13 protein-coding genes are annotated in these 14,139 nt (G+C 67.0%); 4 read left to right on the forward strand and 9 right to left on the reverse strand.

Annotated elements, in window-relative coordinates:
* Positions 1 to 29: 29 nt before the first annotated feature.
* The gene (locus ACZYZF_RS24585) at positions 30 to 2,084 is read left to right on the forward strand and encodes a DUF459 domain-containing protein (RefSeq protein WP_463837063.1); all 2,055 of its coding nucleotides are present in this window, start codon (positions 30 to 32) and stop codon (positions 2,082 to 2,084) included.
* A 3-nt stretch (positions 2,085 to 2,087) separates the two neighbouring features.
* Here the strand turns inward: ACZYZF_RS24585 and ACZYZF_RS24590 are convergent, their stop codons facing one another.
* Positions 2,088 to 2,360, reverse strand: coding sequence for a chorismate mutase (locus ACZYZF_RS24590; RefSeq protein ID WP_029110136.1), 273 nt, complete (start codon positions 2,358 to 2,360; stop codon positions 2,088 to 2,090).
* A gap of 40 nt (positions 2,361 to 2,400) precedes the next feature.
* On the opposite strand from ACZYZF_RS24590, the gene pcrA reads away from it, so the two are divergent.
* Positions 2,401 to 4,740 (forward strand): DNA helicase PcrA, encoded by a 2,340-nt coding sequence (gene pcrA, locus ACZYZF_RS24595; RefSeq protein WP_463837064.1) that lies wholly within the window; start codon positions 2,401 to 2,403, stop codon positions 4,738 to 4,740.
* Here the strand turns inward: pcrA and ACZYZF_RS24600 are convergent.
* From ACZYZF_RS24600 to ACZYZF_RS24635, 8 genes are all read right to left on the reverse strand, one after another.
* A complete protein-coding gene (locus ACZYZF_RS24600) occupies positions 4,706 to 5,188 on the reverse strand; it encodes a hypothetical protein (protein ID WP_463837066.1) in 483 nt (160 codons plus the stop codon). The genes pcrA and ACZYZF_RS24600 overlap by 35 nt on opposite strands.
* A gap of 74 nt (positions 5,189 to 5,262) precedes the next feature.
* Positions 5,263 to 5,700 (reverse strand): 4Fe-4S binding protein, encoded by a 438-nt coding sequence (locus ACZYZF_RS24605; RefSeq protein WP_463837067.1) that lies wholly within the window; start codon positions 5,698 to 5,700, stop codon positions 5,263 to 5,265.
* Positions 5,697 to 7,286, reverse strand: a complete 1,590-nt coding sequence (locus ACZYZF_RS24610) for an FAD-binding protein (RefSeq protein ID WP_463837069.1) — start codon at positions 7,284 to 7,286, stop codon at positions 5,697 to 5,699. Before ACZYZF_RS24610 ends, ACZYZF_RS24605 begins: the two co-directional genes overlap by 4 nt.
* The gene (locus ACZYZF_RS24615) at positions 7,270 to 8,007 is read right to left on the reverse strand and encodes an ABC transporter ATP-binding protein (protein ID WP_463837070.1); all 738 of its coding nucleotides are present in this window, start codon (positions 8,005 to 8,007) and stop codon (positions 7,270 to 7,272) included. The genes ACZYZF_RS24610 and ACZYZF_RS24615 overlap by 17 nt, the downstream gene beginning before the upstream one ends.
* Positions 8,004 to 8,900, reverse strand: a complete 897-nt coding sequence (locus ACZYZF_RS24620) for an ABC transporter permease (RefSeq protein ID WP_463837072.1) — start codon at positions 8,898 to 8,900, stop codon at positions 8,004 to 8,006. The genes ACZYZF_RS24615 and ACZYZF_RS24620 overlap by 4 nt, the downstream gene beginning before the upstream one ends.
* A complete protein-coding gene (locus tag ACZYZF_RS24625; RefSeq protein WP_463746057.1) occupies positions 8,879 to 9,838 on the reverse strand; it encodes an ABC transporter substrate-binding protein in 960 nt (319 codons plus the stop codon). Before ACZYZF_RS24625 ends, ACZYZF_RS24620 begins: the two co-directional genes overlap by 22 nt.
* Positions 9,839 to 9,963: 125 nt before the next feature.
* Positions 9,964 to 10,602 carry a hypothetical protein gene (locus tag ACZYZF_RS24630; protein WP_463837073.1) on the reverse strand — a complete coding sequence of 213 codons (639 nt, stop codon included), beginning with the start codon at positions 10,600 to 10,602 and terminating at the stop codon, positions 9,964 to 9,966.
* Positions 10,603 to 11,691, reverse strand: coding sequence for a M23 family metallopeptidase (locus ACZYZF_RS24635; protein ID WP_463746059.1), 1,089 nt, complete (start codon positions 11,689 to 11,691; stop codon positions 10,603 to 10,605).
* A gap of 282 nt (positions 11,692 to 11,973) precedes the next feature.
* Here ACZYZF_RS24635 and sucC point away from each other — a divergent pair, with 282 nt between their 5' ends.
* Complete coding sequence (gene sucC / locus ACZYZF_RS24640; RefSeq protein ID WP_463746060.1) at positions 11,974 to 13,137, forward strand: ADP-forming succinate--CoA ligase subunit beta; 1,164 nt, start codon at positions 11,974 to 11,976, stop codon at positions 13,135 to 13,137.
* A gap of 17 nt (positions 13,138 to 13,154) precedes the next feature.
* Positions 13,155 to 14,057, forward strand: a complete 903-nt coding sequence (sucD, locus tag ACZYZF_RS24645; RefSeq protein WP_463837074.1) for a succinate--CoA ligase subunit alpha — start codon at positions 13,155 to 13,157, stop codon at positions 14,055 to 14,057.
* The last annotated feature ends 82 nt before the right edge of the window (positions 14,058 to 14,139 follow it).

Here is a 14,139-nt window from a genome sequence, read left to right on the forward strand (position 1 = left end):
CTCGTCGCGCCTTCCCGATTCGGCGCCTGATGCCCCTTAAACTTCGGGGCTCGGAAGCCAAGACGGGAGTGCATGACGTGACCGCGGCGCCAGTCCGTGCTGCCAGCCGGCGTCGGCGTGCCTCCATCCGGCGTGACATCCCCGCACTCGACGGAATCCGCGCGATCGCGGTGGCCCTGGTGCTGGCCGGTCACGGCGGGGTGCCCGGTGTGGCCGGAGGGTTCATCGGCGTCGACGTCTTCTTCGTGCTCAGCGGATTCCTGATCACCTCACTGCTGCTCGACGAGTTCCGGCGCACCGAGCGTATCGACCTCAAAGGGTTCTGGATTCGCCGCGCGAAGCGCCTGCTGCCGGCAATGGTGCTCATGACCTTGGCCGTGGTGATTGCCCGGCCCTTGTTCCCGTCGGATGCGGTCACCACGCTTCGCGAGGATGCGGTGGCGGCGTTCTTCTGGATGGCCAACTGGGTTTTCGTGGCTTCCGATACCGACTACTTCAGCCAGGGCGCTCCGCCGTCGCCGTTGCAGCACACCTGGTCGCTGGCGGTGGAGGAGCAGTACTACGTCGTCTGGCCACTACTGGTGCTGGCCGCCGCGCTGCTGGTGCGGCGCCGCTCGACCGGTGCGGTTCGGGTGGTGGTTTTCGTGCTGGCCGTTCTCGGGATGATCGGCTCGGCCGTCGCATCGGTCCTGATGTCCGGCGACGCCGGTGAGCTCAACCGCGTCTACTTCGGCACCGACACCCGGGCGCAGGCGCTGCTGATCGGTGCGGCGGCCGCGGCGCTGTTGGTGCGCGACTGGTCGGCGCTGACGATGTCGGGCACGTTGATCCGGGCTCGGTGGCGACGCTGGGTCGCCTGGACCTTGCCGGTGATCGGAGTCGCGGTGCTGGCGGCGGCCGCACACCTGGCGACCGGCAGCGCCGACGAGTTCCACCACGGACTGCTGATCGCGGTGGCGCTGGGCGCGGTGCTCGTCGTCGCGCCCGTGGCGCTGGATCAGGACGGTTACGTCGCCCGGGCCCTGGCCTGGTACCCGCTGGTCACCCTCGGTGTCATCTCCTACGGGGTCTACCTGTGGCACTGGCCGATCTTCCAGATTCTCAACGGCGAGCGGACCGGCCTGCAGGGCTGGTCACTGCTGGCGCTGCGGTGTGCGGTGACGATCGCGGTGTCATGGGTGTCGTGGTGGGCCATCGAGCAGCCGGTCCGGCACTGGCGCCCGCAGCACGTCCCGATGCTGCGGCTGGCGGCGGCCACGGTGGCGACCGCCGCGGTGGTGACGATGACGGTCGTCCCGGTCGGTGTCCCGACCCGCCCGGCGGGCCCGGACGTGATGGCCGCCGCCGCGTCCGAGCAGGACATCGGCGCGGAGCGGGCCGTCCCGGTGGGACCGGCACCGGCGCTGCCACCGGGCACGCGGACCGTCGCGGTGTTCGGCGACTCGGTGGCGTGGACCTTGATGCGGTACCTGCCCGTCACGCCGGGTTTTCATTTCAGCGATTACACGACCATCGGCTGCGGCATCGCCCGCGGTGGCCCGTACCGGTCGGCCGGCGAGACGCTGAACCAGAAGCCGGAATGCGATTCATGGCCGGAGCGCTGGGCCCAGCGGATGGCCCATGACCGGCCGGACACCGTGCTGTTGATGATCGGGCGCTGGGAGGTTGTGGACCGGACCTGGCACGGGCGGTGGATGCACGTCGGCAACGACGCATACGACGCCTATCTCAAAGGTGAGCTGCAGCGCGCGCTGGACATCCTCAGCGCGACCGGGGCTCGCGTCGTGGTGACCACGGCGCCGTACAACCGGCGCGGTGAGCGGTCGGATGGCACGCTTTATCCCGAGGATCAGCCGGGCCGGGTGCAGGCGTGGAACACCATGCTGCGGACCGTGGCCGGGCAACGGCCGAACGTGTCAGTGCTGGATTTCAACGCCAAGCTCAACCCGGACGGCAAGTACACCGCGAAGATCAACGGGGTCCGGATGCGCAGCGACGGCGTGCACCCGACGTCCGAGGCGGTGCAGTGGTTGACGCCGTGGCTGCTCGACTCGCTCAAGAAGCCGGCGCGGCCCGCGGGCTGACCGTCAGTGCCCCAGTCGGCCGCGGCCGAGTTGCAGTATGAGGATGGCCAGGTCTTTGCCCTCGGGGCCCAGCACGCTGTAGCGCTCGATCACCTGCATTTCACGGCTGTGCACCAGGCGGGTGCCACCGGAGGCCATCCGGGCTTTGCCGATCATTTTGGAGACCTCGGCGCGGCGCTGGATTGCGGCGAGGATGGTGGCGTCGAGTTCGTCGATCTCCCGACGCAGGTCATCGATCTCAGGCACACGCTGATAGTCCCAGTCGGCCCGTGCCAGCGCAAAACTGTCCCCGCTCGGCGGTAAGTTTGAACGCAAGATGACCACTTCGCCCGTCGCCTCCCCAGCTGCTGCAGATGTTGATGCACTTCTTGACGGCTTGAACCCGCAGCAGCGCCAAGCGGTGCTGCACCAAGGGTCGCCGTTGCTGATCGTCGCGGGCGCGGGGTCAGGTAAGACAGCCGTGCTGACCAGGCGTATCGCCTATCTGCTGGCCGCCCGTGACGTGGGTGTGGGGCAGATCCTGGCCATCACGTTCACCAACAAGGCCGCTGCGGAGATGCGCGAGCGGGTGGTTCAGCTCGTGGGCCCGCGGGCCCGCAACATGTGGGTGTCGACGTTCCACTCCACGTGCGTGCGGATCCTGCGCAACCAGGCTTCGCTGCTCCCGGGGCTGAATTCCAATTTCTCGATCTACGACTCGGACGATTCCCGGCGCCTGCTGATGATGATCGGCAAGGACATGGGGTTGGACACCAAGCGGTATTCGCCGCGGCTGCTGGCCAACGGCATCTCGAACCTGAAGAACGAGCTGATCGGCCCCGAGCAGGCGGCGGCTGAGGCCTCGGAGGCGGCCGAGGAGATGGCCGGCATCGTGGCCCAGGTCTATGGCGAGTATCAGCGCAGGCTGCGCGCGGCCAATGCCCTGGACTTCGACGATCTGATCGGCGAGACGGTCGGGATCCTGCAGGCCTTCCCGCAGATCGCCCAGTACTACCGGCGCCGATTCCGCCACATTCTGGTCGACGAGTACCAGGACACCAACCACGCGCAGTACGTGTTGGTGCGCGAGTTGGTGGGGCATCACCTCGACGAGAACGACGGGGTGGCGGCGTCGGAGCTGTGCGTGGTGGGTGACGCCGATCAGTCCATCTACGCGTTCCGCGGCGCGACGATCCGCAACATCGAGGACTTCGAGCGCGACTACCCGGACGCGACGACCATCCTGCTGGAACAGAATTACCGCTCCACCCAGACCATCCTGAACGCGGCCAACTCGGTGATCGCCCGCAACACGGGCCGCCGGGAGAAGCGGCTGTGGACCGAAGAAGGCGAGGGCGAGCTGATCGTCGGCTATGTGGCCGACAACGAACATGACGAGGCCCGGTTCGTCGCCTCGGAGATCGACTCGCTCAGTGACAGCGAAGGCCTGAAATATTCAGATGTCGCGGTGTTCTACCGCACCAACAACTCGTCGCGCGCGCTGGAGGAAGTGTTCATCCGCGCCGGCATCCCGTACAAGGTCGTCGGCGGGGTGCGGTTCTACGAGCGCCGCGAGATCCGCGACATCGTCGCCTACCTGAGGGTCCTGGACAATCCAGGAGATGCGGTCAGCATGCGTCGCATCCTCAACACCCCGCGCCGCGGCATCGGTGACCGGGCCGAGGCCTGCGTCGCGGTGTACGCCGAGAACACCGGGGGCAGCTTCAACGATGCGTTGCAGGCCGCCGCCGAGGGTCGGGTGCCGATGCTCAACTCCCGCTCGGAGAAGGCCATCGCCTCGTTTGTCCTGATGCTCGACCAGCTGCGCGGCAAGCTCGATGACGAGCTGGGAGACCTGGTCGAGGCGGTGCTGGAACGGACCGGCTACCGCCGGGAGCTGGAAGCCTCCAGCGATCCGCAGGATCTGGCCCGGCTGGACAACCTCAACGAATTGGTCAGTGTCGCACACGAATTCAGCATCGACCTGGCCAATGCCCGAGCCTTGGCCGAACAGGGCGAGGGTGAGCCGGTCGACGAGGACATCCCCGACACCGGGGTGCTGGCCCAGTTCTTGGAGCGGGTGTCGCTGGTGGCCGACGCCGACGAGATCCCCGAAGACGGTGCGGGCGTGGTGACGATGATGACCCTGCACACCGCCAAGGGGCTGGAGTTCCCGGCGGTGTTCGTCACCGGCTGGGAGGACGGCATGTTCCCGCACATGCGGGCGCTGGGTGATCCCAACGAGCTGTCCGAGGAGCGACGCCTGGCGTATGTCGGCATCACCCGGGCACGCAAGCGGTTGTACCTGAGCCGGGCCAAGGTGCGGTCCTCGTGGGGGCAGCCCATGCTCAACCCGGAATCGCGGTTCCTGCGCGAGATTCCGGAGGACCTGATCAATTGGCGGCGCGTCGAGCAGCCGTCGTCGTCGCTGAGTGCGCCGGTAGGAAACGCCGGTCGCTACGGGAGTCCCCGTCCGTCGCCGTCACGGCCGGCGCCCGCCCGCAACCGTCCGGTGATCACGCTTGAACCGGGCGACCGGGTCACCCACGACAAGTACGGGCTGGGTCGCGTCGAGGAAGTGTCGGGAATGGGCGAAACGGCGATGTCACTGATCGACTTCGGCAGTGCTGGCCGCGTCAAGCTCATGCACAATCACGCGCCGGTGCAGAAGCTCTGATTCGCAGGGCGTGGCTGCTGTCAGGGGCCAGCCCGAGCAGCAGGGCAGCCGTGGCGGCGGTGAAGACCGATGCACTGAACGGTGTTTCGAATCCGGCGAACACGAACATCGAGACGCCGAAGACGATCAGTGTCGCCGCGCTGGCAAATGACGCCCACCGCAAGGCAACTCCCAACAGGAGCGCTACGCCGAGGAGGATCTCGACGATCGTCGCTCCCCACGCGACGATGTGGAGCAACGCGCCGGAAAGGTAGGGCGCCAGCACGTGGACGTAGGCGGTGAAGGCTTCGAAGTTTCCCCAGCCGACATTCGGCGTGCCAGGCGATCCCCACAGGCCGAATCGATCGGCGACGGCGGACAGGAATGCGGAGGCCAGCGCGATCCGGGCGAAAAAGGTTGCGGCGTAGAGCAATCGCTGGTTGCCGGGTTCGTGGTGCTCGTCAGACATGCGTCAAGGATGTCTGACGGCCCGCGGCGCTGCAACACCGCGAGATCTACCTGAGGGTCGTGAAACCTGACGAATTACGACCCTGACGTCGATCTCGGCGTCGCCTCGCGCCCGGGATGATTCCAGGGCCCATCAGCCAGCGCCGCAGGGGCACCCAGCCGTGACTCGGCCAGGGGCGGAATCGATGTCAGCACCGGGTTCTGGTCCAGGCGGGATCCCGGGGTACGGCCCTGGCCCCAGCCGACCATCTCCCGGTAGCCGCCGAGCAGTCCGGCCCGGCTGACCGCGGATTCGGACGCGTGCGGGCTGTCGGCCTCGACGGGGGTGGACACAGGGGAGACGTAGAGCGCATCGGTGGGGCAGTACGCCTCGCACATGAAGCAGGTCTGGCAGTCGGACTGGCGCGCGATGACGGGTACCCCGTCGCTTCCACGGTCGAAGACGTCGGTGGGGCACACCTTGACGCAGACGTCGCACTTGATGCACGCGGTGGCACTGACTATCTCGATCACGCCACGGCCTCCGAAGAGATGAGTTGCGGGGCAATGGGATCGGGGGCGGTCCAGATGTCGTCGAGGCCGCCGACCAGTATGCGATGCTCGAAGCGGTGGTCCGATTCGGGCTGATCCTCGCGGCGGTGCAGGCCGCGGGTCTCGGGCCGGGCCAGGGATGCTGCTGTGATCCAGCGCGCCGCAGCCACCATGGCGACTGCCTGACGCTGTTTGTAGACATCGCGCGCCGCCACGGGGGCCAGGCCGTCGGCGATGTCGCGCCACACGGTGTCCAGCACATCGGCTGACTCATGAAGCCGATCGGCTGACTTCACATAGCTACGCTGCGGCGGCAGGACATGCGACTGAGCCACGGCCACCACCTCTTCGACAGTGGGCGCGCCCGAGCGTGACGGCCGGGTGGGCGGTGCCGGCGCCGTGTGCATCCGTCGGGTGCGGCTGAACTCCGCGGCACCCCGGCCGGCGAACGTACCCGAGGCGATGGCCCAGGAGCCATTGCGGCTGCCGCCGCCGGAGAGCGAGCCGGTGATGAGCTCGCGGGTCGCGGCATCTCCTGCCGCATACAGTCCGGGAACCGTCGTCGCACAATCCGGCCCGACCAGTCGCAGGCCGCCGGTGCCGCGCACCGATCCCTCGTAGACCATCCGGACCGGGTAGGCCGTGGTGAACGGGTCGACTCCGGCCTTGTCCAGCGGCAGGAAGTAGTTCGGCTGAGCGTCGCGCATGGTCTGGCGGAGGTGTTCGGGCGCGCGGTCCAGTCGGGTGAACACCCGCTCGCCGCGGGCCAGTGCCCGTTGGGCATCCTGGCGGCCGCTCAGCCCACGTTGCGTGGTGAAAGGCCGGCCGTGCTCGTCATAGAAGCTGCCCCACTGCAGCATTCGGCCCTTCGTGTGTACGCCCCACTCGGGGGCCAGTGCATAGGCGGTGCAGAACTCCATGCCGGAAAGGTGCGCGCCGTGTTCGGCCGCCATCAGCAGGCCCTCGCCCGTGTCGACGTTGGTGCCGAAGGTTCCGGACAGGAAAGCGGTTCCGCCGGTGGCCAACACGACGGCACCCGAAGTGATCTGCCAGGGCCGGCCGCCGTCCTGGCGGGCGATGCCGGTGGCGCCCGTGACGACGCCGTCTCGGTCGGCGGTCAGGTGCAGCGCCGGGTGGTGGTCGAGGATCAGTACTCCACTGCGATGAGCCTTGCGGCGCATCCGGCGCATGTACTCCGGGCCCTGCAGACTGCTGCGCATCTCCCGGCCGTCGGCACCCACCGGGAACGGGTAGCCCCACTCGGAGAGCTGCCCGAGCCGGTCCCACGAGGTGGCGAGCACCCGGAACATCCACTCGGAGTCGGTGATTCGCCCAGCGGCCAGCTCACGTTCGCGCACCGAATCCTCGCGCCGCGGCCCCGGACCGATCGCCCACAGGTTGTTGCCGCCGGCGGCGGTCGCCCCGCTGGTACCGCAATAGCCCTTGTCCACCAGGACGACCCGGGCACCGGATTCGGTGGCCGAGATGGCGGCCCAGGTGGCTGCGGGGCCGCCGCCGATCACCAGGACATCGGTGGTCAGTACACCGGGATCAGCGGGAGCGGTCATGTCCTACCTCCTCTCGGACGCCGAGTTCGGCCAGCAGCGCGCGGCGCAAATCATCGAAGCCGTCGTCGCTGCGGGTGCGTGGGAAGGGCAGTTCGACACGACGGTCCAGGGATATCCGGCTACCGGAGAGCACCACGACCCGGTCGGCCAGCAGGATCGCCTCGTCGACGTCATGGGTGACGTGCAGGACTGCCATGTGCCTGCGGGACCACAGATCGTGCAACAGTCCGTACATCTTGAGCCTGGTGAGCGCGTCGAGTGCGCCGAACGGCTCGTCGAGCAGCAACAGGTCGGGTTCGCGGACCAGGGCGCGCGCCAGGGAAACCCGTTGCGCTTCACCGCCGGACAGCGACAACGGCCATGCCCTCGCCTTCTCGGTAAGGCCGACTTCCTCAAGGGCGGCCCGTCCGCGAGCGGCCCGGCTGGGTGCGTCGGGTCCGGCGTCGGGAAGTGCGAAGGTGACGTTGGACAGGGCACGCCGCCACGGCAGGAGCCGAGGGTTCTGGAACACCACCGCCCGCGAGCGCGGCACCTTCACCGAGCCGGTGACCTGGTTGTCGAGCCCGGCCAGCACGCGCAGCAGGGTGCTCTTCCCGGAGCCGGACCGGCCCAGCATCGCGACGAATTCGCCGTCACCGATCTGCAATTCGAGATCTTCGAGCACCTGCTGATCGCCGAACGCCCGCTGCAGGCCGCGTACCTCGACCACCGCCGAGCTCATGCCGGCGCTCCGAGACCCTCGAAACCGTTGCGCCAGGACAGCAATAGCCGTTCCAGCACCCGTACCAGCGTGTAGGACAGCAGGCCAGCGACCGCGTAGATGACGATCACCAGCAGTGACACGTCGAACTGCAGGTTGGTCTGGGCGCGTGACATCAGGTAGCCGATGCCCTGAGTGGTGTTGATCATCTCTGCGAAGATCAGGCTCAGCCACGCAGTGGAGAGCCCCAACCGCAGGCCGACCAGGAAATTGGGCATCGCCCCGGGCAGGATCACCTGGGTGATCAAGGTGTGGCGTGGCGCTTCGAGGGTTTGCGCCATCTCCACGAGTTGCCGGTCCACACCGCGGATTCCGGAATAGGTGTTGATGTAGATCGCGATCGCCACGCCCGTGGTGATCAATACGATCTTGGGGCCTTCGCCGATGCCCATCCAGATGATCAGCAGTGGGGTCAATGCGAAATTCGGTACCGCCTTGAGGATCTGCATCGTCCAGTCGAGCAGGTCTTCACCGGTGCGTGTGAGCCCGGCGAGTACCGCGAGCACGACCCCGATGATGATGCCCAGCACCGTGCCGGTCAGCACCCGGACGCCCGATGCGCCGACGTGGGTGGCGAGTTGCCCGTCACCGAGCAGGCGCCACGCGGTGGCAGCCACCTGGGCCGGCGGTGGAAAGAGATCGGTGTTGAGCAGCGCGGTGGCAGATCCGACGCTCCAGATCGCCAGGATCAGCGCGGGGCTCACCAGACGGCGCACGGGCCGAGGGAGCCGTGCCCACAGGCCGTTTCGCCGGCCTCGGCCGCCGACGATCTCGATGAGTTCGGGATGCAAGGCCGGGGGCCGGACGGCGGACGCGGCACTCACTGCGGTGGTCACGACTTCGCCCCGGCCCATTCGCGAACCGAGTACTCGTGGTCGAACGACCCGTCGGCGTTGAGGAACTCGTAGGCGGCCTCGAGCTGTTCCACACCGACCTGGGGGAACGGTTCGGTGTTGAACTCATCAGCCTGCGTGGACTTCTGGACGAACTTCAGGTCGGTGTCGTCGGTTTTCGCGACCCAGGCCAGGTAGTCGTCGAAGTTCTCGGTGATGTCGCGGTTGACGGTGGTGACCGCCTGCTGCCAGGCGCCGATGAACTCGGGGTGGGCGTCGGTGAACGAACGCAACGCGATGTTGGTACCGGTGCTGCCGAAGCCGTGCCGCGACAGGCTGTCGATGATCGGGAAGCCCTTGGATTCCAGCTCGGCCGCGCTGGCGCCGGTCAGGATGGCCGCATCGATCTTGCCCGAACTCAGCCCGGCGATGGACTCGGGCGTCGGCACGTCGCGCACGTGGATCTGACCGTTGAGGCCCGCGGCGTCGATGAGCTGGCGGGCGGCGCGGTCTCGGATGGTGCCCTGCGGGGCAGTGACGTCCTTGCCCACCAGGCCCTTGATGTCGGTGGGCCCACCCTTGGCGCCCACCAGCCACGCGTCGCCGTTGATCGAATCAAGCGACAACAGAACTACTTTCGGGTCACGGCTGCGCGCCCGCAACCCGGGGTTGTCGCCGATGGCGGCGACGTCGATGGCGCCGGCGAACAGGGCTGAGGCGACATCGCTTCCGGACTGGAAGAACGAATACTCGATCTTGCCGACCCCGGCGGATTTCAGCTGCTCGGTGAGGATGCCCTCGCGGTCGCCCCAGCCCAGGGAGCCCGCCGGAGTTCCCGTCACCGAGGTCGCCCCGACACGCAGGGTGTAGCCGTCGGCGTTGTTGTCGTCGGCGCTGCAGGAGATTGCGGTGGTGATGACGGTGAGCGCAAAGGCGGTGCGCAGCAGGCGGTTCAACATGGGAGCGGTCCTCCGAAGGTGTCAATGCGTGAGCACACACGCGAATCCGCCCCAGTAGACTCCCGGCCCCGATTTGGGGTCGACGGTTTGGCTCAGGCTGATCTGGAAGAACGCTGTGAGTGCACCTATCGGCGGGCGCTCCAGCGCGCGGTCGAGGGCAACACGGTGAGCACGATGGTGGCCAAGGGTAGGGCCGGCATCGCGTAGACGACGGGGTGAAGTCTGGCCCCGGCGATGAACAGGCTGCCGAAGATCAGCAGGCCGATGACCGCGCCGACGACGACCAGGAGCCGGCCCATCCGGCGCCGCAGCAACAATGCGACGAGTCCGCCGATGGTTGCTGCGGCCGAGATCGCCGCCAGGAAACCGATGGCCACACAGAACAATCGGTCGGTGCGCCACCAGCCGGCGATCAGATCGGTCGCGATGACACCGGTGGCCCAGCCGCTGAGGATGGCCGATGTGGCCGCCACGATGGCCGTACGCGGGTTCGCACCCGCCGGGGTGTGCGGGACGATCATCGGCCGGGCGCGGGGCACATAGCTCGTACCGGCGTCGTCGTCCGCACGGCCGATCAGGCTCGTCTGAGGCTCCGCGCTACTCGCGGTGGGAATGGCGCCGGTGGGATGACGCCGGATGATGCTCGTATGCGGTTCGTCGGGCACCGGGACGGGCCTGGAAATCGGGGCCTGAGGCTGGCGCCGGATGATGCGGGTGTGGTCGTCGTCTTCGTCGGGGTGATCGGCTGGTCCGTCGTCGCTCACTCAGCCAACATAGCTGCCGAGGCTGAGGCCTCGCTTGGACAGCCACGGCACCGGATCGATGCGGCTGGTCCCGTTCTGTAAAACCTCGAAGTGCAGGTGGGGGCCGGTGGAGTAGCCCCGATTTCCGACGGTGGCGATCTGATCTCCGGCCATCACCCGGTCGCCCACGCTGACGAGCCACGTGTTGATGTGACCGTAGAGCGTGACGGTGCCGTCGGCGTGACGCAGCTTGACCCATGCGCCGTAGCCCGCCGTCGGGCCCGAGGCGATGACAACGCCGTCGGATACCGCCACGATCGGGGTACCGATCGGGCTCGCGAGGTCGATGCCTGCGTGCAGAACGCCCCAGCGGTAGCCGAAGTTCGAGGTCCAGACGTAACCCTTGGTGGGCATGACGAACAGCGGGCGTGACAGCCGAGCCTCGCGTTCGGCGCGTTCCTGGGCGAAGGCGGCGGCCTTGGTGATCTCTTCGGCGTGGACCGAGGTGTCGGCGGTCGAGGAGACCGAGACGATCTGCATGCCGTCGACCGAGCCGGTGACGGAGGCACCTTCGATGTGGTTGCCCTCGGAGGCCAGGATCGTGTCGTCAGCGTTGGTCTCGGTGGGGTTACTCAACGAATAGGCGCCCGCAGCGGTGGCACCCGCGGCCATGGCGGCGATCATCAGGCGGCTCTTGACGGCCCCGGCGTGCTCCTTGCGGTGGGCACCGCGCCGGCCGGACAGGTTGATCACGTCGGTGGCGGCGATGCCGTCGCTCACGTCGGTGTGGCTGTCCCGGTATGCGTAACGGGAGCCGCGCTCACCGCTGGTCTCGGGGCGGAAGCGTGAAGGGACGGCAAGACGGACGGGCACCAGATCGTCGGTGTCGTCCATGTCGTCGAGTTCGGGGGCGAAGATCAAGTCGGATTCGTGGTCGTGCGATCCGCGATCATCCAGGTCCGAGTGGTCATCGAACGCTTCGAAGGCGCTGAACGGGATGACGTCGGTGATCTCCGCAGCGTCCAGTTCTTCGGGAGAAACCCGGCGCCTGTGGCGGCGCGCGTCCGTCGGCACTCCACGGGGAGCTGCGGACGAACGATGCTGCGGCAAGACTCGGGAATCCTTCTTCGTCGTGACCTGAACGTTATCTGGACCAGAGGCACGTTAACCAAATCCCAATGATGGTGGCAACTTATGGGTCTATTCCGCGCCGGAATGTGATCCGTATCACCTCTCACGGGCGGTGAGATCTACCACATGAGCCGGAGGCGATGCTAACCCATCACTCGGTGATGGATAAAGTGCCAGCGGGCCCGTCAGAGGTATGCGGACCGGGCAGCTTCGAAGCGCAATAGAAGCCAAGCAGACAGACAACGCCTATCTAGGAAGCACATGGATCTCTTCGAATATCAGGCAAAAGAGCTGTTCGCCAAGCACAACGTCCCCACGACCCCGGGCCGCGTGACCGACTCGGCCGAGGACGCCAAGGCGATCGCCACCGAAATCGGCAAGCCCGTGATGATCAAGGCGCAGGTGAAGGTCGGCGGCCGCGGTAAGGCCGGCGGCGTGAAGTACGCAGCCACCCCCGACGACGCCCTGACCCACGCGACCAACATCCTGGGTCTCGACATCAAGGGTCACGTCGTCAAAAAGTTGCTGGTGGCCGAGGCGAGCGACATCGCCGAGGAGTACTACATCTCGTTCCTGCTCGACCGTTCCAACCGCACTTACCTGGCCATGTGCTCGGTTGAGGGTGGCATGGAGATCGAGGAAGTCGCCGCCACCAAGCCCGAGCGGCTCGCCAAGGTGCCCGTCGACGCGGTCAAGGGTGTCGACCTGGCCTTCGCCCGGTCGATCGCCGAGCAGGGTCACCTGCCCGCCGAGGTGCTCGACGCCGCCGCAGTGACCATCCAGAAACTGTGGGAGGTGTTCGTCGGTGAGGACGCCACCCTGGTTGAGGTCAACCCGTTGGTGCGCACGCCCGACGATCAGATCCTGGCCCTGGACGGCAAGGTCACCCTGGACGCCAACGCCGACTTCCGGCAGCCCGGCCACGCTGAGTTCGAGGACAAGGACGCCACCGATCCCCTCGAGCTCAAGGCCAAGGAGAACGACCTCAACTACGTCAAGCTCGACGGCGAGGTGGGCATCATCGGCAACGGTGCCGGCCTGGTCATGTCGACGCTGGACGTGGTCGCCTACGCGGGGGAGAAGCACGGCGGCGTGAAGCCGGCCAACTTCCTCGACATCGGCGGTGGCGCTTCGGCTGAGGTCATGGCCAACGGCCTCGACGTCATCCTGAACGACAGCCAGGTCAAGAGCGTGTTCGTCAACGTGTTCGGCGGAATCACCGCCTGTGACGCGGTGGCCAACGGCATCGTGCAGGCACTGAAGATCCTCGGTGACGAGGCCAACAAGCCGCTCGTCGTCCGCCTGGACGGCAACAACGTCGAAGAGGGCCGGCGGATTCTCGCCGAGGCCAACCATCCCCTCGTTGTCCAGGCCGAGACCATGGACGCCGGTGCCGACAAGGCCGCCGAGCTGGCGAACAAGTAATTAAGGATTCATGACCCATGTCTATCTTCCTGAACAAAAACTCCAAGGTCATCGTCCAGGGCATCACCGGTGGTGAGGGCACCAAGCACACCGCGCTGATGCTCAAGGCCGGCACCCAGGTCGTCGGTGGCGTGAATGCGCGCAAGGCCGGCACCAAGGTGTCGCACGTTGATAAAGACGGCAACGACGTCGAGCTGCCCGTGTTCGGCTCGGTCGCCGAGGCCATGAAGGAGACCGGCGCTGACGTGTCGATCGCCTTCGTGCCGCCGGCGTTCTCCAAGGACGCCATCATCGAGGCCATCGACGCCGAGATCCCGCTGCTGGTTGTCATCACCGAGGGAATCCCGGTGCAGGACAGCGCTTACGCGTGGGCCTATAACGTCGACAAGGGTGAGAAGACCCGCATCATCGGGCCGAACTGCCCCGGCATCATCACCCCTGGCGAGTCGCTGGTCGGCATCACGCCGAACAACATCACCGGCAAGGGCCCGATCGGACTGGTCTCCAAGTCCGGCACCCTGACCTACCAGATGATGTACGAGCTGCGCGATCTCGGCTTCTCCACCGCCATCGGCATCGGCGGCGACCCGGTCATCGGTACCACCCACATCGACGCCATCGAGGCGTTCGAGAAGGATCCGGAGACCAAGCTGATCGTGATGATCGGTGAGATCGGTGGCGACGCCGAAGAGAAGGCCGCGGCCTACATCAAGGCCAACGTCACCAAGCCGGTCGTCGGCTACGTGGCGGGCTTCACCGCTCCCGAGGGCAAGACGATGGGCCACGCCGGCGCCATCGTGTCCGACGGCGCGGGTACTGCGGCCGGTAAGCAGGAGGCCCTGGAGGCCGCCGGCGTGAAGGTCGGCAAGACGCCGTCCGAGACCGCCGCGAAGGCACGCGAACTTCTCGCGAACCTGTAGCTCTCTCTGCGCGAGCTCTTTTCTGCGCGAGCAGACGCAAATGTCCCCGCACGCACGGCGTGTCGGGGACATTTGCGTCTGC

This window comes from Mycobacterium sp. IDUB_24, assembly GCF_055419385.1.